Genomic DNA, 18,227 nt, shown 5'->3' with positions numbered 1-18,227 from the left:
TGAATCGCGAATGAGGGAGTTTCGGTCTGGCCTGCGATATGGACGAATTTTGGGTGTTTGGCTACGGATCCTTGATGTGGAATCCAGGCTTTGAGTTTCTTGAGCGGTCTCAGGCTCTTGTTTACGGCTACCGGCGTTCCCTATGCGTCCGTTCCTGGGTTCACCGAGGCACGCAAGAAAATCCGGGGCTTGTGCTCGGCCTCGATCGCGGCGGCTCCTGCCGGGGCATGGCGTTTCGCGTGGATCCCGAGAAGTGGGACGAGGTGATCGACTATTTGCGCGCCCGTGAGCTCGTGACCAATGTCTACCTGGAGCGCCGTGTGCAGCTAGTGCTTCCCGGCCGCCGTACGATCAAGGCGATCGCCTACATCGTCGATCGCGATCATCCGCAATATGCCGGCGCGCTCGAGGCCCTCGCCGCCGCGCGTGTCGTGAGCGAGGCAAAGGGGCAGTCAGGGCCGAACGACGCCTATGTTTTCAATACGCTTGCCCACCTGAAGGAGATGGGCATTCGCGACCATTGGTTGGAAGAGGTCGCAGGCGAGGTTAAGCGGCTGCGTGCGGTCTAAGCCGAGGCTGCCTTCGCACTGCGCAACTGCGCCAAGCGTTCGACGGCTGTCGGCGGCAGCGGCAGGTGCGGATTGCGCTCCACCGTATCGATCAGGAGCTCGTCGCTCGCCTTCTCGGTCACGCTGATCAGATGCTCGAAAAATGCATCCGGGTCCATGCCCGGCTGAATGGCAGGCAGAATGCGAACCTTGAAGTGGCCGGGACGGCGGATGGCGCTCCGGCGCGGCCAGAACAGGCCGGGATGCATGGCAACCGGCACGACTGGGATGCCGAGGTCCCGATACATGCGGGCAATTCCGTACTTGTAGATCGGCTCAGCACCGGGCGGACGGCGTGTTCCTTCCGGGTAGATGATCAGCTGACGGCCGGTCGCCAGCTCCTCCTTGGTGCGCTTCAGCACTTCCACCATGACCTTGCCGCGTGCGCCGCGATCAACCGGGATCATGCGTTGCTTCTTGGCGTACCAGCCGAAAAGCGGGATCCACATCAGTTCGCGCTTGAGGATGTAAACCGGGTCTCTCAGCCACGGCAGCAGAGCGTAAGTATCCCAGAAGGACTGGTGTTTTGGTGCCAGAATAAAGCTGCCGTCCGGCAGGTTTTCCATACCCTCGATCTCGAAAGTCGTCCCGACGATCTTTTCCATCAGCCAGTGGTTCGAGAGCGCCCAGTTCTTCGGGATCGCATAGGCCGTCTTGCGCGGAACGATGAAATAATAGGGCGAAAGCACGATCATCCGGAGGATGAGATTGGAGTAGAAGATCGTGTTGAAGAGAACGGAACGCAGGGCGATCATGAAATTTTCCAAAGCCAGTATCGGCGCCAGAGGCTGCTGGCACTGCCTACACGATAATGGCCGTCATAAAAAGCGCCCGATGAAAATCAGTTCTGGGCGGTATTACCAGCGGAGCGAAGGCCGGCATGGCGTCCAAAGCCGGTCATGTTGCGCGCAGCTGCCAGAAGCACCTTGACGTACTCGGCAAGCATGACACGAAGCGCATTCGGATCGGTGAACCAGGCGCGGGTCTTCAGGTCGGAGTTGACGACCGGGTAGGGGATGAATTGCGTATCGGCATCGACATAGGCAAGTTCGGCCAGGCTGCGCGGCATGTGGTAGTTGTTGGTGACGACCAGAACGCTCTTGTAACCTTTGGCATGGATCCAGTTCGATGCTTCCTGCGCGTTGCCGATCGTGTCGATTGCGTCGTAACCGATGTCGACACAGCAATTGAAAAGCTCGGCCGAAGCGGATGTGGTCTTGCGAATCTGCCCCGGCGTCGTGGATGGATGAACGCCCGATATGAGCAGGCGTTTGCCTGCGCCTTTCTCGAGCAGCGCGACGGCTTGATCGATGCGTTGATAGCCCCCTGTCAGAACGACGATGGCATCGGCTTTCGGTTCCGCCGGAGGCTTCAAGGTTGTCACGGAGTCGGCAAATCGTAGAAAACCGACGAAGAGAAGCGCAGTTGCGAGCACGCAGGTGAACCCGCCCCACCTCAACATCCGGCGGATGGGACCACGACGCGGGGCCTCGACACGGTAGCTCGCAAGCGCCGGGTCAGGACGAATCGGATTGCGTCTGGTTTGGCCCATGGTCATGAGTCGTGATATACGCAGATTGCGGCAGGTAACAGACACTTTCGTGCAAAAAAGGCGAAGTCGTTCAATTCGCGATGCCATCAGTTCGCGTCGGGTCGGAACGTAGCGTATCGATTTCATAGATCGTGCGCATAACCGTGAGCCGCGCTGTAAGTGTCGTCAGCAATGCAATGACGATCATCGTGGCAAAAATGCAGACATAGCCGAGGGCTCCGACCGAGAAGGTACCGAAAAGGGCAGTTGCCTGGTCGGTTTGCGGCGTTGCGAGCGTGCGGCTTTGCAGGAAGCCCGCGGCAAAGAAGAAGAGCGCCGCCAAGGCGCTGCCGATTGCCGAGCCTTTGAGGCTGATTTTCAGGAAATGCTTCTGAAATTCGGTGGCGACGAAAGAACTTTCGGCACCCACGAAATGCAGGACCTCGACGATATGCCGGTTGCCGGAGAGCGCCCCGCGCGTCGCAAAAACCACCGTCAGCACCATCGCGGTGAAGACAAGGAGCAGGATGCCGGTGCCGATCATGACCGTTGTATGGGCCATTGATACGAGACGATCGACCCATGTGCGGTGATCGTCCAGTGAGGCCTGGGGAATGCTCTCCTTCAAGAGCGAGCGCATTGCCTCGAAGTCTGGCGGGTTCGCCTCGTCGATCGTGATGATCACGAGACGGGGGACAGGAAGCTCCTTGATATCAAGGCCGCTGCCGAGCCATGGCTCCAGGAGGCGCGCCGTTGCGGCCTCGTCGACGATCTGGCTGCCCTTTGTGCCGACGAAGGTCATGGCGATGTCGCGCGCCTGCGTCAGCGCTTTTTCCATGTCCAGACCGTCATCCGGCTTGATCTGGATGGTGATCTCGCGAGAAATCTGGCTCTCCCAGCTGGCCGCCGTCGAGCGGACCATGCTGACGCCGCCAAGCGTCAGGCAGGCGAGGAAGGCCATAATGCTGATGACCACCGTCAAGGCATTGCCCTGAATGTTGGAGGGCGGCAGGATCGGCCCCGTTGGCCGCACGCGCATCTCGGCCCGCTTCTGCTGGGCTCGGGCGGCGCCTTGCGCGCGGTCGGTCGATACGGGCTCAGTCATAGACGTCAAGATGCCCTTCCGAAAGGATCATGCGGCGGGCCTCCACCTGATCCATCAATGTGAGATCGTGCGTCGCGATGACGACAGCCGTTCCAAGACGGTTGAGTTCGAGAAAGAGGTTCAATAGGCGGCGCGCCATCGGCGGATCGACGTTGCCGGTGGGTTCGTCGGCCAGCAGAACCTCCGGCCGGTCGATCAGCGCACGGGCAATCGCGGCGCGCTGCTTTTCACCGCCGGAAAGCACGGGGGGAAGCACGTTGATGCGTTCGCCAAGCCCGACCCATTTCAATAGCTCCAGCACATCGGTTTTGTAGGAACTCTCGTCTTTCCCTCGCACACGGAGTGGCAAGGCCACATTCTCATAGGTCGTCAGATGATCGAGGAGGCGGAAATCCTGGAAGACGATGCCGACGCGGCGGCGAAGCAGCGGCAGCTCCGGTCGCGGGATGTCGGAGATATCCCGTCCGAACATGCGGATCAGGCCACGCGTTGGCTGCAACGACATGAAAAGCAAGCGCAGAAGCGTCGTCTTTCCGGCCCCTGAGGGACCGGTCAGAAACTGGAAAGACTTCTTCGGAATGTCGAAGGTCAGGTCCCGGAGAATCTCCGGGCCCATGCCATAGCGCAATCCGACATTTTCAAAGTGAATCAACAGGCAGCCCAGTCTTTCACGGTTTCACCCCATCGACTTGTTAACCAACGCCGTTAACAACTGGTAAATTTCGCCAGAAAGACGCCCCTCTTAAGGCCAGTTAGCGAAGGATTAACCATTAAAATTTACGACTGGGCAGGATTCGTTTCAATGCCCGGTTTTCGGCCGTGCACTGAAACCATGTGCAGATGGGAAAGGCCGTCAACATGGAAGCATCATCCTTTGGGCGTCATGCGCCGGGTTATGCCTACGATTTTCTGCCGCCGGAGCCTGCAGCGCGTCGGGTTCGCCCCCACCGCCCCGCCGATGTGGCCGACGCCGAATTCGTCGTCCTAGGCAAGCGGGGCCAGAGCTTCAACGCCAGAAGTTTCAACGACGCTCGCAAGCCCGCCGCTCCAGGCAAGTCACCCACGCCACCCGCGGCGGTTTCGAAGGCTGCCGTGTTCCTCAAGGGGGCCGAAGAATGGTTGCAGCAGGCTTCATTCAAAAGCTTCACAGCCCTTGTCTTCATGCTCTTCGTCCTTGTCTTTGGCCTGGCCGGCGGCTTTTCCGGCCTGTCACCGAATGACGCCGCCGCGTCAGCCTCGCCGCTTCACTTCACGCATGTCACGATGACGCCGCGTGATGCCAACGGCATGCGAATTCTGGTGATCAACGGCATTATCGAGAACGAGAGCGGTACGACGCAGTCCATTCGCCCGATCCGCGCCGATTTGATGACCGATGACCGGCTGGCGGCCAGCATCGTCATCAATCCGCCAACAGATGTGATCTATGGCGGCGAGAGCCGCGGCTTCTCGGCGCGCGTGCAGCACTCGGGCGGAAAAATGCCGGAAGTCCGCCTTTCGTTCATGCCCTAGGGTGTTTCCGCGCTGCTAATGTGCTAACGGCTACCCTTCGTTTTCATGGAGAAGCCGTATGCCTGTCGTGCGCGGAAAAAATATCGAGCCTCTTTTCACCGCCGAACAGATTGCCGAGCGCAATCACGAGATGGCAAGACGGATTGCCGCAGGTCCGACAAAGGACCTGCTCGTCATCGCCGTGTTGAAGGGCTCGTTCATTTTCGCCGCCGACCTGATCCGTGCACTGCACGACAGCGGGCTCGCGCCCGAAGTCGAGTTCATTACGCTTTCGAGTTACGGAACAGGAACTGTTTCGCAGGGTGTGCGCATCGTCAAGGATATCGACAGCGACGTTAAGGATCGCGACGTACTGCTGATCGACGACATCCTTGAATCCGGCCGTACCCTGCTTTTCGCCAAGGAACTGCTTTACGCGCGCGGCGCGCGGCACGTCAGCATCGCCGTGCTGCTCGATAAGAGCGTCAAGCGCAAGGAAAAGCTCGAGGCGGATTACGTCGGCTTCGAATGCCCCGACTATTTCGTCGTCGGCTACGGCATGGATGTCGCCTATGCCTTTCGCGAACTGCCGTTCGTCGGCGTGGTTACCGGCGACGCCTGAGCTCATCGGCTTCAAGACGGGTTGTTAACCATCCCGTCCATCGCTTGCTTCCGTTTACCGATCGAAAAGGACCGCCGTGCAATTTCCGCTTCGGGGCATGAAGACGGAGCGATGCACATCATGGCAAAAATTCTGATCACGGAAGACGAGGATTCGCTTCGCTCTTTCGTAGCCCGGGCCTTGCGCCTTGACGGTCATGAGACCGACGAAGCAGCCGATGGCGCCGAGGGGCTGGAGAAGCTGAAGGACGGGGTCTATGACCTGCTGCTTTCGGATATCCGCATGCCGGTGATGGACGGCATCGAGCTTGCGCATCAGGCGAAATCAGCCTTTCCGGCGCTCAAAATCCTGCTGATGACCGGCTATGCCGAGCAGCGCGAACGCGCTGATGATCTTGCGGAAAAGATCGTCGATGTCGTGTCGAAGCCTTTTGCGCTGCCGGATATCCGCAAGGCGGTTGCACGCGCTCTGGCTGCCTGATCCTGGGCAGCCTCACTTCTCGTCCGGGATGAACTTACCTTCGTAGCGCACCCGGAAATTCCGTCTATGAAAGTCCTGCTCGAAGCAGACAAAGACCAGTTCGATATCGTTGTCACTGTCACGTTTTCCGAGAAGGCTTAGCGTGATGACGGAGACGCCGCTGTAGCCGCGCGTCAGCCGGAAAGCCGCATTGCGGATGTCCGTCGCTTCCGGATCCTTGCGATCGTCGCGGCGTTCGTAGATGACCCAGAAGCGGGCGGCATCCCATGTCTTCCTGAGGACCTCGCTGATCTCGGCCTTGAACTCCTCGGCATGCATCGCCGGTCCCCAGGACAGCGCCGTCTCGCCGGTATCGCTGACGACGTTGAGATAGCCGTCATATCGAGAGGCGCCAGAGAGCGCCTGTTCGATCATCTCAAACGCGGTGTTTTCGCTAATTACAGTCTTGAAGAGAATGGCCATCGAATCGTTATCGTCCGTCAATTCCGCGGACGACATTACGAAGCTCTTCGCTGAACGGAAACGGCTTATCTTGTCCGGTCACTGAATATCCAGCAGCCGCTCGAGGTAACGCCGCTCCATCTCCTGCGGTGGGTTGTTCCCCAGCTTTTCGCGGATGGCATCGAGGATCTCGCGGGCGCGCTGGACATCGATTTCGTCAGGAACCTTGACGTCATTGCCGAAGTCCGGACCGTTGGCGCGGCGCGGGCGGCCCAACGGATCGCGGCCGTTCTGGTTGCCCTGTCCGACCTGCCCTTGCGGTCCCTGGCCCTGCTGGCCTTGCTGTGCCTGCATCATCTGGTTCATCATGTCGCGGGCGCCCTGGCGGAGCGCTTCGAGCGCGCGGCCCTGGCCCTGCACAGCCGTGTCGCCGCGGCCTTGGCCGAGTTCGCGGCCGGCGCCCTCCATTTCGCGCTGCGCCTGACCGAAGCCCGGACCGGGCTTCATGCCCATCTCGCCGAGGCCCTTCTGCAGTTCCCCAAGCTGCTTGCCGAGTGCATCCTGCTGGGCGCGCAATTGCTTCAGCGCTTCGCGGAGCTGCTCTTCAGTCATCTGGTCCGATGGCTGATCGCCCTGCTGTCCGTTCTGGCCCTGCTGCTGGTCCTGCGGCTGGTCCTGCGGCTGGCCCTCCTGGCCCGGCATCATTTCGTCCAGCAGCGGATCGTTCATGCCCATGTTCGGGTCGCCCCGCTGCATCCGGTCCTTCAATTGCTGGTCAAGCTTGAACGTCTGCTCCATCAGTTGCTGTTGGTCGCGGAGGATCTGGCCAAGCTTGTCCATCTGCTGGCGCATCTGGCTATTGTCGCCCTGCTGGCCTTGCTGGGGCCTGCCGGCCTGCAGGTTGTTCATCATACGCTGCAGTTCGGACAGCAGCTGCTGAGCGGCGTCGCGGTTTCCGGAGCGTGCCAGATTCTCGATCTGGTCCATCATGCGCTCCAGATCCTGCTGGCGGATGAAGTTCTGCGCGTTCTGGTTCGGCTGCATCGGCGCATTCTGCATGCGCTGGGCCAGTTCCTTCATATACTCATTCATCGCCTTGCGGAGCTCATCCATGAGCTTCTTGATTTCCGCGTCCGGGGCATTGCGCTGCAGCGCATCGGCGAGGTTCTGCTGGGCATTGCGCAGGTTGCGCTCGGCGAGCGAAAGGTCGCCGTCCTCCATACCGAGCGCGATATCCCAGAGGTAATCCGCCGTATCCTTGAGCTGCTCTTCGTTGCGAGCAAGCTTCATTCGGATGCGGGCGGATTCCAGCAGCAGGTAGTTGGTCAGTTTGGGAATGGTCTCCTCGGGCCGAATCGTCAGCGCCTCGTTGAGCGCGATTGCCTCCGGCATCTTGCGGGTGTCGAGGGCAAAGACCTGACGCTCCTCCGCAACCGCGGCGGCCAGTGGCTCAAAGAACGGACGCGACGGCAGCGTCATTTCATGCGGTGGGCTTCGGCCGGTCTGGCCCGCTGCGTCCTTCGCAACAAGCGTCACGCGCACCCGCTTGCCGGCAAGCGGGTGTTCCGTCAGGTTCTTGCTGGTGACGGCCTTGGCGTCCCGCGCGTTGCGGCGCGGAATGTCCAGCCGGAAATCGGGCAGCGGATAAAGTGCCTTTGCCTCCGGGTCGGATTCGACCGGCACGATCTCAGCACGCGCCTCCTGCACCCCGTAGTCGTCCTTAACCCTAAAGCCGATCTCCAGTGCGCCATTGACGCTGCGTTTGGGCAATCCGTCAAAAGCAATCTCGGGCGCCTTGTCTGGAATGACCTTGAAGGTCCACGTGCGGCCGTTGACGAGCAGCGCGCCGTTCTCCTCAAGTTTCATCACATGCGTCTGTGCAGCAAGCACCGGCGTGGCGGGCGTGCCGGTAGCCGGCGGCTGGCCCTGCGGTGCGGCGGGCTGTTGCTTTGCGTCCGTAGAAATTTCCTGTGCCTCGCCGGACGCCTTCTTGAAGAGAACCTTCTCGGCCACCTGTCCACCGCTGACACGGACCGTCAGGTTCGAGGACTGCGGAACGTTGATAGCGCCCTGCTCGGAGCCGGTTGCCGTCAGATAGACCGGCGCGCGGCCGGTATAGGATGGCGGCGTGACCCATGCATCGATGCGCACCGCCGGGTTGCTTGCCGCCGGCGTGGCGGGCGGCTGCAGCGCGTCGGTGAGCGAGCCGCCACCGGTTGAAAGCGAGTAACCGAAGGCGGTAACGACAAGAAGGGCCGGGATGGCGCGAAGCGCGAAACGGTCGTGCGCTGCGATGTCCGGACGGGGAAGGCCTGCATCAAGGGCTGCAATTTTCTCCGCCATGCGCGTCTGGTGCTCGCGCCAGAGTGCCTGTGCGACCGGCGTATCGAAAGCCGGCCGGTCCTCCTGCACCGTCACCGGCTGGTGCGGCAGGCCATTGCGCTCCTCCAGCAGACGGTCGGCGGCGGCAGTATTCGGCCAGCGAAGCTTGCGAAACGGAGCGAGCGAAACAAGCAGGGCAATACCGAAAGCAATCAGCAGACCGACGCGCGCGAAATCGGGAATGAAACGGAAAATGCCGAACCACGAAGCGGCAAGATAAAGAGCGACGACCGAGAGAACAGCGACCAGGGACGGCAGGATCTGCTCGGAAACGAGCACCAGGCGCGCAAAGAACCGCTTTACCGCCACAAGCCTCGCAAGAGAGGGCCGAAGGGCAAATGCACCTTGTCTTTGCCTGCGGGGGCTCTTCGTCAATCCGGTCTCCGCCGTTTGGTGTTAGAGTAACAGATGGCGCTTCCGGCGATTGCTGGGCAATACGCTCGCATCACAAAAAGATAACACTCTTTGTGGCGAAGACGAGGGCGAAGGGCCAGCAAAGCCGGTTTTTCATGTCTATTCGAGAAAAAGTGATGGGTTTCTCAGCCGAGCCAGGCGGGGACGGAGTCGAGACCTATCAGTTCCTCATAGGTTCCGCGAGGACGAACCACGTGGAAATCGGCCCCCTTGACCAGAACTTCCGGTATCAGCAGGCGGCTGTTGTAAGTGCCGGCTTGCACGGCGCCATAAGCACCCGCGGAACTGACGGCGAAAAGATCGCCCGGCTTCGGCATCGCCATTTCACGATCGAGTGCCAGATAGTCACCGGTCTCGCAAACCGGACCGACGATATCGGCCTTGATCCGCGGCGCGTTGGCCGCCGAGATCACCACCGGGCGGATTTCGTGATAGGCGTCATAAAGCGTTGGGCGGATGAGGTCGTTCATCGCGCCGTCCACGATAACGAAGGTCTTTTCGCCGCCGTCCTTCACATAGATGACTTCGGTGACGAGAATGCCGGCATTGCCGACGATGAGGCGGCCCGGTTCGGTGACGATCCTGCAATCAAGCCCGCGCAGCTGGTTCTTGACGACCGCGGCATAGGCCTCCGGAGGTGGCGGCGGGTTGTTGTCGTCCTTGTAGGGGATGCCAAGGCCGCCGCCGACGTCGACGTGGTGGATATCGTGACCGTCGGCGCGAAGCGTGCTCACCAGCTCGCGCAGCAGCTTGAAGGCGTCTTCGAACGGCTGCAGTTCGGTGATCTGGCTGCCGATATGCATGTCGATGCCCGTGACTTCGATGCCGGGCATTTTCGCCGCCTGAGCATAGACGGCGCGGGCGCGCTCCCAGGAAATGCCGAACTTGTTTTCCTTCTTGCCGGTCGAGATCTTCGCATGCGTCCTCGCATCCACGTCCGGGTTGATGCGGAAGGAGACCGGGGCCTTCTTGCCCGCCTTGATGGCGCGCTGGTTCAGGATTTCCAGTTCCGGTTCCGATTCGACGTTAAAGCAATAAATTCCGGCTTCGAGCGCAAAATCCATCTCGCGCGGCGTCTTGCCGACGCCGGAAAACATGATGCGGCTTGCCGGAATGCCGGCCGCGAGCGCGCGGCGCAGCTCACCTTCGGAAACGACATCGATGCCGGCGCCGAGCTTGCCCAGCGTCTTCAACACCGCTTGGTTCGAATTCGCCTTCATGGCATAGCAGACCATGGCATCGATATCGCTGAAGGCTTCGGTGAAGACCCGGTAGTGGCGCTCAAGCGTTGCGGTCGAATAGCAATAGAAAGGCGTGCCGACGGCCTTGGCGATTTCCGGAACGGGGACGTTCTCGGCGTAAAGGATGCCGTCGCGGTATTCAAAGTGGTTCACGGGAATATGCCTTAGAGCAGGGGATCGAGGAGGAACGGCCTGTCGACGGTGCCCGGCTGTTTGGTCGGCTTCGACACGTCGCCTTCCTTCGTGGCCATCGCGCTCGGCGGATCGAGGTCGCCTTTGCGTCCGCATCCGGCAACGGCAAGGCCGACGACGGCAAAAACAACCGTCAGGCGGATGAGGTACGGCAAGCTGGTCTGCATAGGGGCCTCGTATCGAAGGGCAGAAGTTTGGACATCTTCATAGCGAAGTTTCTCAGCCTTGTGCACCCTGATTATTTTGTCAGTTGCGGCCGCGCCAGTAGGCGATCTGCTTTCTGACTTCGGAGGGTGCGGTGCCGCCGAAGCTCTTGCGGCTTGCGACCGATGCCTCGACCGTCAACACGTCATAGACCTTGTCGGTGATACCAGGGTTGATCGCCTGCAGATCGGCAATCGGCAGTTCGGCGAGGTCGCAGCCCTTGCTTTCGGCAAGTGCGACGGCGCGGCCAGTCACATGATGGGCATCCCGGAACGGAAGGCCTGCCTCGCGCACCAGCCAGTCGGCAAGGTCCGTGGCGGTTGAATAGCCCGAGCCGGCCGCCGCCTTCATCCGGGCGGTGTTGATCGTCATGTCGCGCACCATGCCGGTCATGGCTGCGATTGCCAGCTCCAGGCTCTCGGCGGCGTCGAAAACCTGTTCCTTGTCTTCCTGCATATCCTTGGAATAGGCGAGCGGCAGGCCCTTCATGATCGTCAGCAGCGCGACCAGCGAGCCGTTGATGCGGCCGGTCTTGGCGCGCACCAGCTCGGCCGCGTCGGGGTTCTTCTTCTGCGGCATGATCGAGGAGCCGGTGGAGAAGGCATCCGACAGGCGCACGAAGCCGAACTGCGGCGTCGACCAGATGACGATCTCTTCGGCAAGCCGTGACAGATGCATGCCGCAGATTGCGGCGATCGACAGGAACTCGATGGCGAAGTCGCGATCGGAGACCGTGTCGATCGAATTGCGGGTCGGTTCACGGAAGCCGAGCGCCTTGGCCGTCATGTGGCGGTCGATAGGGTATCCGGTGCCGGCAAGTGCCGCAGCGCCGATCGGGCTTTCGTCGAGATGTTCGATGGCGTGACGCACACGCGAACGGTCGCGGCCGAACATTTCCACATAGGCCATGCAGTGATGGCCGAAGGTGACGGGCTGTGCCGTCTGCAGATGGGTGAAGCCCGGCATGACGCTTTCGGCGTGCTCTTCGGCGCGGTCGAGGAAGGCCGCGATGAGGTTCGTCAGCATCGCCTCGGTTTTCTGCAGTTCCTCCTTCACCCAGAGCCGGAAGTCGAGCGCCACTTGGTCGTTGCGTGAGCGGGCTGTGTGCAGGCGTCCGGCGGCGGGACCGATCAGCGTCGCAAGCCGAGCCTCGACATTCATGTGAATGTCTTCGAGTTGGCGGGAGAACTCGAAATTGCCGCTCTCGATTTCTGACAGGATCGTGTTTAGCCCGTGAACGATCTTGTCCTTATCGTCTGTGGAAATGATGCCCTGATGGGCAAGCATCGTCGCATGGGCGATCGATCCACGGATATCCTGGGCAAACAGCTTCTTGTCGAAACCGATCGATGCATTTATCTCCTCCATGATGGCGTCGGGACCGGAAGCGAAACGCCCGCCCCACATCTGGTTGGAGGATTTGGTGTCCGTGGTGTCGGCCATGAAGCTGCCTGCCTTGAAGAATGCATGCTCTGGGGAATGAAATGACGACAAGAAAGCCGTTCGGACTGCCATCTCTGAAGTTGATCGGGATAGCCGCCGTCGCGGGCATCATTGCCGGTGCGGCAGCGGTTTACATTAAGGAGACCGGGTATGGCAATGGCGGCGCGCAAACCGCATCGGGCGAATGTAGTGCCGCCAAGCATCTCGCGGGGAAGATAGGGCCGCTCGCCAGGGGCGAGGTTGCGGCGATGGTTGCCGTCGATGAGCCGCGCAAACTTACATCGGTTGCCTTCAACGGTCCGGACGGCAAGCCGCTGACGCTCGAGAATTTCGCAGGCAAAACCGTGCTTCTCAATCTCTGGGCGACGTGGTGCGTGCCCTGCCGCGAGGAAATGCCGGCGCTGAACGCGCTGGCGAAGGAGATGGGCAACGACAAGTTCCAGGTCGTCGCGGTCAATATCGATACCGGCGATGACGAAAAGCCGAAGGCCTTCCTGAGCGAAACTGGCGTCGATTCCTTGCAGCTCTACCGCGACAATACGATCGGCGTCTTCAACAGCCTGAAGAAAGAAGGGCTTGCCTTCGGCCTGCCTGTCACTTTGCTGATCGACGACAAGGGCTGCCTGGTTTCGGCCATGAACGGCCCCGCCGCATGGGATAGCGGCGATGCGAAGGCACTGATCAAGGGCGCGGTGGGGACGTGAACATCGACAACCTAGAATCGTACCTCAAAGAGATCGCGCGACCATCGATATTGGAGGCACATTGCGGACCTTGCCGTGCGGCGCTACATTATGAACGAGCCTAAGTTGCGTGCTTAACGCATAAGTCGAGCCCGCGACCAAATTGACGCCGAAGGAGACGGCGTCTCTCAAGCTTTTGAAGCTTTAACTCGCTTCGCTCAGGTGGCAGGCGACGTAGCCCTATCGAACGCAGGTCAGTTTACTGGTGGAGGCGTAGATGGCAATTTCGCGCAAGCAGGCAGAGCGTTTGCTAACGGCGGACGAATGGCAACTCGTTCAAAAAACCCACCACCCGGCAATGCAGGACCTGTCGGATGCTGATCTCTCGGACCTCGCCAAGAGAATACGTGAAAGGCGCGATCGCGCACAAAGCGAGGCGAACAGGCAGCGCAGGGAAATCAGAGGCAAGGCGCAACCCAAAGGGGCGACGCCAGCACGCAAGGATACGGGCACGAGAGCCAAACTTGAAGTTCTGGCAATGGGCGTGCGTAGTGTGAACGCCGAACAAGCTCGTCGGCGTAGAATGCTTGCTAAAGTTCAGATGGTCGAGAACATGCGAGCCGCGTTGGCGCGAAAGAAAGAAGCGAAAGGCGAGAACGACGAGTCATTTAACGCACGCCAGGCCCATGCAGGCATGCACTCGATCGAAAGTTCAAAGCCCAAAAATCTCATCCGTCCTATGGAGCGAGGCAGATTGCGGAAGGCTGGCGCTGTTTCACAGGCAAAGCGCGACGCTCGCGGGGCATAGGCCTCGATGGCGTTTTGGTGAGCCGCGAAGCCTCAAATAGCAGGAATGGAAACCGACATCTCGCGGATCCGCGAGATCATCTGGCGCCTCAGCGCGTCGGGACCGGCGTCTCGCCGCGATAGTCGTAGAAACCGCGGCCGGACTTGCGGCCCAGCCAGCCGGCTTCAACATATTTGACCAGCAGCGGGCAGGGACGGTATTTCGAATCCGCCAGGCCATCATGCAGCACCTGCATGATCGAGAGACAGGTGTCGAGGCCGATGAAGTCGGCAAGCTGCAGCGGTCCCATCGGGTGGTTGGCGCCGAGCTTCATGGCCGTGTCGATGGCATCGACGGTGCCGACGCCTTCATAGAGCGTGTAGATCGCCTCATTGATCATCGGCAGCAGGATGCGGTTGACGATGAAAGCCGGAAAGTCTTCAGCAACCGTGACGGTCTTTTCGAGCGACGCGACGAAATTCTTCGCGGTCGCAAACGTTGTTTCGTCGGTGGCGATGCCGCGCACCAGTTCGACCAGTTTCATCACCGGGACGGGATTCATGAAATGAATGCCCATGAAGTGCTCGGGCCGGTCCGTCGCCGAAGCTAGCCGCGTGATCGAAAGCGAGGATGTATTGGTGGCGAGAATTGCTTCCGGCTTCAGGACCGGACAGACCTGCGCGTAGATCTTGCGCTTAACAGCTTCCTCCTCGGTCGCCGCTTCAATAACCAGATCGGACGGAGCGAGGTCGTTCAGGTTGGCCGATCCGGAGATAAGGGAAAGCGTCGCCTTGCGCTCTTCATCCGTCATCTTGCCGCTCGTGACGTGCCGGGCGAGATTGCCGTTGATGGTCGCCAGGCCTGATTCGATGCGCTCCTGGGACAGATCATAGAGTTGGACTTTGTAGCCCGCAGTTGCTGAGACCTGGGCGATGCCGCAGCCCATCTGACCCGCGCCGACAATCCCGATCATTTTCAACACCGCATTCATCGCCAACCCCCGCGGCAGTCGTCTTGCTCTGCCGTGCTTCTCTAAATGAAACTGCCGGGCAAAGTATCGCCCGGCAGCAGTAGTAGCGCTATAAATGATAATTTTCCAGTCTTTCGCAGATGCGAAAAGTGGGCAATCTGCTCGTTCAGAGAGCCTTCTGCAGTTCCGGCAGGGCTTCGAACAGGTCGGCGACCAGCCCGTAGTCGGCCACCTGGAAGATCGGCGCCTCCTCGTCCTTGTTGATGGCGACGATGACCTTCGAGTCCTTCATGCCGGCGAGGTGCTGGATGGCACCCGAGATGCCGCAGGCGATGTATAGATCCGGGGCGACGACCTTGCCGGTCTGACCGACCTGCCAGTCGTTCGGCGCATAGCCGGCGTCGACCGCCGCGCGCGAAGCGCCGACGGCTGCACCCAGCTTGTCGGCGACGGGCAGGATGACTTCCTTGAACTTCTCGGCCGAGCCGAGGGCGCGACCGCCGGAGATGATCACCCGGGCCGAGGTCAGTTCCGGCCGGTCGGAAGCCGACAATGCGTCCTTGACGAAGGTCGAAAGGCCGGGATCGGAAACGGCCGGGATCGCCTCGACCGCTGCGGAACCGCCCTCGGCGGCAGCGGCGAAGGAAGCGGTGCGCACGGTGATGACCTTCCTGGCATCGGTCGACTGCACCGTCTGGATGGCATTACCGGCATAGATCGGCCGCTTGAAGGTGTCGGCGGAGACGACCTCGATGATTTCCGAGACCTGCGCGACGTCGAGCAGGGCGGCCACGCGCGGCATGACGTTCTTGCCGGTCGAGGTGGCGGCCGCGACGATCGTGTCGTAGCTGGCGGCCAGAGAAACGATCAGGTCGGCGAGCGGTTCGCCAAGGTTGTTGGCGAGCGCATCGCTTTCGGCGAGCAATACCCTGGAAACACCTGAGAGTTTGGCAGCCGCGTCGGCGGCAGGCTTGGCGCCCTTGCCGGCGACGAGGATGGTAACATCGCCGCCGATTTGGGTAGCGGCGGTCAACGCCTTGGCGGTCTGGTCGGAAAGGCTTTGATTGTCGTGGTCAGCCAGAAGAAGAATGGCCATGGTCGTAATTCCTTTCTCGAACCTTAGAGGACGCCGGCTTCGGTCTTGAGCTTCTCGACGAGCTCGGCGACCGACTTCACCTTGACGCCGGCCTTGCGGCCCGACGGCTCTTCGGTCTTCAGGACCTTGAGGCGCGGCTCGGTGGAGACGCCGAAATCGGCAGGAACCTTCTTGTCGAGCGGCTTCTTCTTGGCCTTCATGATGTTCGGCAGCGAGGCGTAGCGCGGTTCGTTGAGGCGCAGGTCCGTGGTGACGACGGCCGGCAGCTTGACTTCGATCGTCTGCAGGCCGCCATCGACTTCGCGGGTCACGGTCGCCTTGCCCTCACCGATCTCGATCTTCGAGGCGAAGGTCGCCTGCGAAATGCGCAGCAGTGCCGCCAGCATCTGGCCGGTCTGGTTGGAGTCGTCATCGATCGCCTGCTTGCCGACGATGATCAGCCCCGGCTGCTCGGCTTCGACGACGCCCTTGAGGATTTTGGCGACGGCGAGCGGCTCGACCTGATCGTCGGTCTCGACCAGGATCGCCCGGTCGGCGCCCATTGCAAGCGCGGTGCGCAGCGTCTCCTCGGCCTTGGCCGGACCGATCGACACGGCGACGACCTCATCGGCCTTGCCGGCCTCCCTCAGCCGCAGCGCTTCCTCGACCGAGATCTCGTCGAACGGGTTCATCGACATCTTCACATTCGCAAGCTCGACACCCGTGCCATCCGGCTTGACGCGGATCTTCACGTTGTAATCAACCACCCGCTTCACGGGGACGAGAATTTTCATGGGGTCCTTCCTTCAACTCTTTCGCCAAGAAAATGCGCCCTTCGGCGCCGGTCCGATTGTCGAATGGCGACATGGATACGCGTTTTTCCTCCAAATACAACGCTCGCCGGTCGCAGACAGACAAATTGCTCCGGCAAATATATGCCGCTTACGTTCACGTCAACATTTGAGGTCCGGCTGCTCATGTCCGCCTCATAGCCGGCGTGCTTCGGACGGCCCGGGGCGTAACGATCTCGCGATCGAACAGAGGTACGCCTCTGCGGCGCATGAAGAAGACCAGAAAGGCGCCGGCGATGATTCCGCCGGCATGGTCACTCCAGGAAACACTGCCGCCCGGATCGACAATCAGCATGAAGAACTGCTGCCCGATCCAGAGCAGCAGCGGCACGAAGGCGGGAAGTGGCAAAGGAATGCGCGCGAAGACCAGCACCCAGACCCTCACGCGCGGGTGAAGGATGACATAGGCCGCGACCACGCCGGAAATCGCACCTGAGGCGCCTATCAGCGGTGCCTGCGAGTCGGACGCAAGCAGACCATGGCAGAGCGCGCCGAAGGCGGCGCAGATGAGATAGAACAGCAGAAAGCGAAAATGCCCCATCGCATCTTCGACATTGTCGCCGAACACCCATAGGAACAGCATGTTGGAAGCGAGATGCCAGAAGCCGGCATGGACGAAGGCATAGGTGACGTAGGTTAGCGGGTCGGGCGCGATCGCGAGTCCGGGAGCAAGCACTGCGTGGTGAAAAGCGACAGCCGGTATGTAGCCGAGGCCGACTGCCGCTGCCTGAGCCACCTGCTCTGGAACGAAGAAATCGGTGAAAAGCCAGACTGCGATATTCACGCCGATCAAGCTCAGCGTCACCCACTGCACTTTGATGTGCTTCAGCGTATTGGCATCGTGCAGCGGAATGAACATGAAAGCCTGCCCCCGGCAAATCCTAACCGGTGGGAGCCTACCTGTTTTTACCCGGAACCCAAAGCACGTCCGCATTGCCGCGATCATTCGCGTATCGCGCGGCAACAAAGAGGAAATCGGAAACCCGATTGACATATTTCAGCGCCGCCTCGCTGACGATTTCATCTGGGGTGCGCGACAGCGCCACCATCAAGCGCTCGGCGCGGCGCGAAATGGTGCGGGCGAGATGCAAATGTGCGGCTGCCGCTGAGCCGCCCGGCAGGACGAAGGATTTCAACGGCTGCAAGGCGGCATTCAGCGCGTCAATGTCGTGTTCAACCCGCGTTACCTGCGTGTCGACGATGCGGAGCGGTTCGTATTCCGGCGTCTCTCCCGTCTCGGGCGTCGCCAGATCGGCGCCAAGATCGAAGAGATCGTTCTGGATGCGGATCAGCATCTGGTCGAGATCGGGCATGCCTGCCGTGTGCAGCCGGGCGATGCCGATCGCCGAGTTCGTCTCGTCGATCGTGCCATAGGCTTCGACGCGCAGATCATGCTTCAGCCGCCGCGGTCCGGAAACGAGCGCCGTCGTGCCGTCGTCGCCCGTCCTGGTATAGATCTTGTTGAGCTTGACCATGCATCCTCCTTGGCAAAATCGTCAGGTCGGCCGCCCGCCGCCCGTCAGCCACAGCGTCAGCATGATGAGAATCACCGCGATCGCCTGCAGCAATATGCGCAACTGCATCAGCTTGTTGGAAAGGTTCGGATTGCCGCCCTTCATCATATTGAAGAGGCCGCGGATCAACACGAGCGCCACAAGGCCCATGACGATGATTGCGAGAATGTAGGTGACCGTGGACATGGCGTTC

At 60.7% G+C, this 18,227-nt stretch carries 21 protein-coding genes; 6 read left to right on the top strand and 15 right to left on the bottom strand.

The window, feature by feature from the left end:
• Positions 1-38: 38 nt before the first annotated feature.
• The gene (locus HGP14_RS25290; protein WP_168832624.1) at positions 39-569 is read left to right on the top strand and encodes a gamma-glutamylcyclotransferase; all 531 of its coding nucleotides are present in this window, start codon (positions 39-41) and stop codon (positions 567-569) included.
• Here HGP14_RS25290 and HGP14_RS25285 read toward each other — a convergent pair.
• From HGP14_RS25285 to ftsE, 4 genes are all read right to left on the bottom strand, one after another.
• A complete protein-coding gene (locus HGP14_RS25285; protein WP_168832623.1) occupies positions 566-1,363 on the bottom strand; it encodes a 1-acyl-sn-glycerol-3-phosphate acyltransferase in 798 nt (265 codons plus the stop codon). The two genes, HGP14_RS25290 and HGP14_RS25285, sit on opposite strands and share 4 nt — an antisense overlap.
• A gap of 86 nt (positions 1,364-1,449) precedes the next feature.
• Positions 1,450-2,166 carry a YdcF family protein gene (locus tag HGP14_RS25280; RefSeq protein WP_205927333.1) on the bottom strand — a complete coding sequence of 239 codons (717 nt, stop codon included), beginning with the start codon at positions 2,164-2,166 and terminating at the stop codon, positions 1,450-1,452.
• A gap of 64 nt (positions 2,167-2,230) precedes the next feature.
• On the bottom strand, positions 2,231-3,244 hold the full coding sequence (locus HGP14_RS25275) for an ABC transporter permease (RefSeq protein ID WP_168832705.1): 1,014 nt from the start codon (positions 3,242-3,244) through the stop codon (positions 2,231-2,233).
• The gene (ftsE, locus tag HGP14_RS25270) at positions 3,237-3,896 is read right to left on the bottom strand and encodes a cell division ATP-binding protein FtsE (protein ID WP_022718083.1); all 660 of its coding nucleotides are present in this window, start codon (positions 3,894-3,896) and stop codon (positions 3,237-3,239) included. Before ftsE ends, HGP14_RS25275 begins: the two co-directional genes overlap by 8 nt.
• Positions 3,897-4,102: 206 nt before the next feature.
• Between ftsE and HGP14_RS25265 the strand changes: the two genes are divergently transcribed.
• From HGP14_RS25265 to HGP14_RS25255, 3 genes are all read left to right on the top strand, one after another.
• Entirely contained in the window at positions 4,103-4,756 is a 654-nt protein-coding gene (locus HGP14_RS25265; protein WP_168832621.1) for a hypothetical protein, read from the top strand.
• Between the two features lie 58 nt (positions 4,757-4,814).
• Positions 4,815-5,357 carry a hypoxanthine phosphoribosyltransferase gene (gene hpt, locus HGP14_RS25260; RefSeq protein WP_168832620.1) on the top strand — a complete coding sequence of 181 codons (543 nt, stop codon included), beginning with the start codon at positions 4,815-4,817 and terminating at the stop codon, positions 5,355-5,357.
• 120 nt (positions 5,358-5,477) lie between these two features.
• The gene (locus HGP14_RS25255; RefSeq protein WP_027512336.1) at positions 5,478-5,837 is read left to right on the top strand and encodes a response regulator; all 360 of its coding nucleotides are present in this window, start codon (positions 5,478-5,480) and stop codon (positions 5,835-5,837) included.
• Between the two features lie 12 nt (positions 5,838-5,849).
• Here HGP14_RS25255 and HGP14_RS25250 read toward each other — a convergent pair whose 3' ends face one another.
• From HGP14_RS25250 to argH, 5 genes are all read right to left on the bottom strand, one after another.
• Entirely contained in the window at positions 5,850-6,299 is a 450-nt protein-coding gene (locus tag HGP14_RS25250) for a hypothetical protein (protein ID WP_168832704.1), read from the bottom strand.
• A gap of 78 nt (positions 6,300-6,377) precedes the next feature.
• Positions 6,378-9,035 carry a TIGR02302 family protein gene (locus HGP14_RS25245; protein WP_168832619.1) on the bottom strand — a complete coding sequence of 886 codons (2,658 nt, stop codon included), beginning with the start codon at positions 9,033-9,035 and terminating at the stop codon, positions 6,378-6,380.
• A gap of 164 nt (positions 9,036-9,199) precedes the next feature.
• Positions 9,200-10,468, bottom strand: a complete 1,269-nt coding sequence (lysA, locus tag HGP14_RS25240; protein WP_168832618.1) for a diaminopimelate decarboxylase — start codon at positions 10,466-10,468, stop codon at positions 9,200-9,202.
• 11 nt (positions 10,469-10,479) lie between these two features.
• On the bottom strand, positions 10,480-10,674 hold the full coding sequence (lptM, locus tag HGP14_RS25235) for an LPS translocon maturation chaperone LptM (RefSeq protein ID WP_168832617.1): 195 nt from the start codon (positions 10,672-10,674) through the stop codon (positions 10,480-10,482).
• A 79-nt stretch (positions 10,675-10,753) separates the two neighbouring features.
• Positions 10,754-12,154 carry an argininosuccinate lyase gene (gene argH / locus HGP14_RS25230; protein WP_168832616.1) on the bottom strand — a complete coding sequence of 467 codons (1,401 nt, stop codon included), beginning with the start codon at positions 12,152-12,154 and terminating at the stop codon, positions 10,754-10,756.
• A 41-nt stretch (positions 12,155-12,195) separates the two neighbouring features.
• On the opposite strand from argH, the gene tlpA reads away from it, so the two are divergent.
• Both tlpA and HGP14_RS25220 read left to right on the top strand, forming a co-directional pair.
• Positions 12,196-12,858 (top strand): thiol:disulfide interchange protein TlpA, encoded by a 663-nt coding sequence (gene tlpA, locus HGP14_RS25225; protein WP_168832615.1) that lies wholly within the window; start codon positions 12,196-12,198, stop codon positions 12,856-12,858.
• Between the two features lie 256 nt (positions 12,859-13,114).
• Positions 13,115-13,645 (top strand): hypothetical protein, encoded by a 531-nt coding sequence (locus HGP14_RS25220; RefSeq protein WP_168832614.1) that lies wholly within the window; start codon positions 13,115-13,117, stop codon positions 13,643-13,645.
• 88 nt (positions 13,646-13,733) lie between these two features.
• On the opposite strand, the gene HGP14_RS25215 is transcribed toward HGP14_RS25220, so the two are convergent.
• The 6 genes from HGP14_RS25215 to HGP14_RS25190 all read right to left on the bottom strand — a co-directional run bounded on the left by HGP14_RS25215 (position 13,734) and on the right by HGP14_RS25190 (position 18,220).
• Complete coding sequence (locus HGP14_RS25215) at positions 13,734-14,615, bottom strand: 3-hydroxybutyryl-CoA dehydrogenase (protein WP_168832613.1); 882 nt, start codon at positions 14,613-14,615, stop codon at positions 13,734-13,736.
• Positions 14,616-14,760: 145 nt separating this feature from the next.
• Positions 14,761-15,690, bottom strand: a complete 930-nt coding sequence (locus HGP14_RS25210) for an electron transfer flavoprotein subunit alpha/FixB family protein (protein WP_168832612.1) — start codon at positions 15,688-15,690, stop codon at positions 14,761-14,763.
• 23 nt (positions 15,691-15,713) lie between these two features.
• The gene (locus HGP14_RS25205; RefSeq protein ID WP_168832611.1) at positions 15,714-16,463 is read right to left on the bottom strand and encodes an electron transfer flavoprotein subunit beta/FixA family protein; all 750 of its coding nucleotides are present in this window, start codon (positions 16,461-16,463) and stop codon (positions 15,714-15,716) included.
• A gap of 181 nt (positions 16,464-16,644) precedes the next feature.
• Positions 16,645-17,379: a rhomboid family intramembrane serine protease gene (locus tag HGP14_RS25200; protein ID WP_168832610.1), complete on the bottom strand. Its 735-nt coding sequence runs from the start codon at positions 17,377-17,379 to the stop codon at positions 16,645-16,647.
• Between the two features lie 37 nt (positions 17,380-17,416).
• Positions 17,417-17,995, bottom strand: coding sequence for a cob(I)yrinic acid a,c-diamide adenosyltransferase (locus HGP14_RS25195; protein ID WP_168832609.1), 579 nt, complete (start codon positions 17,993-17,995; stop codon positions 17,417-17,419).
• A gap of 21 nt (positions 17,996-18,016) precedes the next feature.
• The gene (locus HGP14_RS25190) at positions 18,017-18,220 is read right to left on the bottom strand and encodes a twin transmembrane helix small protein (RefSeq protein ID WP_168832608.1); all 204 of its coding nucleotides are present in this window, start codon (positions 18,218-18,220) and stop codon (positions 18,017-18,019) included.
• Positions 18,221-18,227 lie beyond the last annotated feature (7 nt).

The sequence above is a fragment of the Rhizobium sp. P32RR-XVIII genome (assembly GCF_012641395.1).
GTDB lineage: Bacteria > Pseudomonadota > Alphaproteobacteria > Rhizobiales > Rhizobiaceae > Rhizobium.
The sequence above is the reverse complement of the archived record's forward strand: the minus strand, read 5'-3'. Positions and strand labels throughout refer to the sequence as shown.

Coding starts and splice junctions, on each gene's coding strand:
- HGP14_RS25290 (WP_168832624.1), top strand. CDS start 39: ATGGACGAATTTTGGGTGTTTGGCTACGGATCCTTGATGTGGAATCCA.
- HGP14_RS25285 (WP_168832623.1), bottom strand. CDS start 1,363: ATGATCGCCCTGCGTTCCGTTCTCTTCAACACGATCTTCTACTCCAAT.
- HGP14_RS25280 (WP_205927333.1), bottom strand. CDS start 2,166: ATGACCATGGGCCAAACCAGACGCAATCCGATTCGTCCTGACCCGGCG.
- HGP14_RS25275 (WP_168832705.1), bottom strand. CDS start 3,244: ATGACTGAGCCCGTATCGACCGACCGCGCGCAAGGCGCCGCCCGAGCC.
- HGP14_RS25265 (WP_168832621.1), top strand. CDS start 4,103: ATGGAAGCATCATCCTTTGGGCGTCATGCGCCGGGTTATGCCTACGAT.
- hpt (WP_168832620.1), top strand. CDS start 4,815: ATGCCTGTCGTGCGCGGAAAAAATATCGAGCCTCTTTTCACCGCCGAA.
- HGP14_RS25255 (WP_027512336.1), top strand. CDS start 5,478: ATGGCAAAAATTCTGATCACGGAAGACGAGGATTCGCTTCGCTCTTTC.
- HGP14_RS25250 (WP_168832704.1), bottom strand. CDS start 6,299: ATGGCCATTCTCTTCAAGACTGTAATTAGCGAAAACACCGCGTTTGAG.
- lptM (WP_168832617.1), bottom strand. CDS start 10,674: ATGCAGACCAGCTTGCCGTACCTCATCCGCCTGACGGTTGTTTTTGCC.
- argH (WP_168832616.1), bottom strand. CDS start 12,154: ATGGCCGACACCACGGACACCAAATCCTCCAACCAGATGTGGGGCGGG.
- tlpA (WP_168832615.1), top strand. CDS start 12,196: ATGACGACAAGAAAGCCGTTCGGACTGCCATCTCTGAAGTTGATCGGG.
- HGP14_RS25220 (WP_168832614.1), top strand. CDS start 13,115: ATGGCAATTTCGCGCAAGCAGGCAGAGCGTTTGCTAACGGCGGACGAA.
- HGP14_RS25215 (WP_168832613.1), bottom strand. CDS start 14,615: ATGAATGCGGTGTTGAAAATGATCGGGATTGTCGGCGCGGGTCAGATG.
- HGP14_RS25210 (WP_168832612.1), bottom strand. CDS start 15,690: ATGGCCATTCTTCTTCTGGCTGACCACGACAATCAAAGCCTTTCCGAC.
- HGP14_RS25205 (WP_168832611.1), bottom strand. CDS start 16,463: ATGAAAATTCTCGTCCCCGTGAAGCGGGTGGTTGATTACAACGTGAAG.
- HGP14_RS25200 (WP_168832610.1), bottom strand. CDS start 17,379: ATGTTCATTCCGCTGCACGATGCCAATACGCTGAAGCACATCAAAGTG.
- HGP14_RS25195 (WP_168832609.1), bottom strand. CDS start 17,995: ATGGTCAAGCTCAACAAGATCTATACCAGGACGGGCGACGACGGCACG.
- HGP14_RS25190 (WP_168832608.1), bottom strand. CDS start 18,220: ATGTCCACGGTCACCTACATTCTCGCAATCATCGTCATGGGCCTTGTG.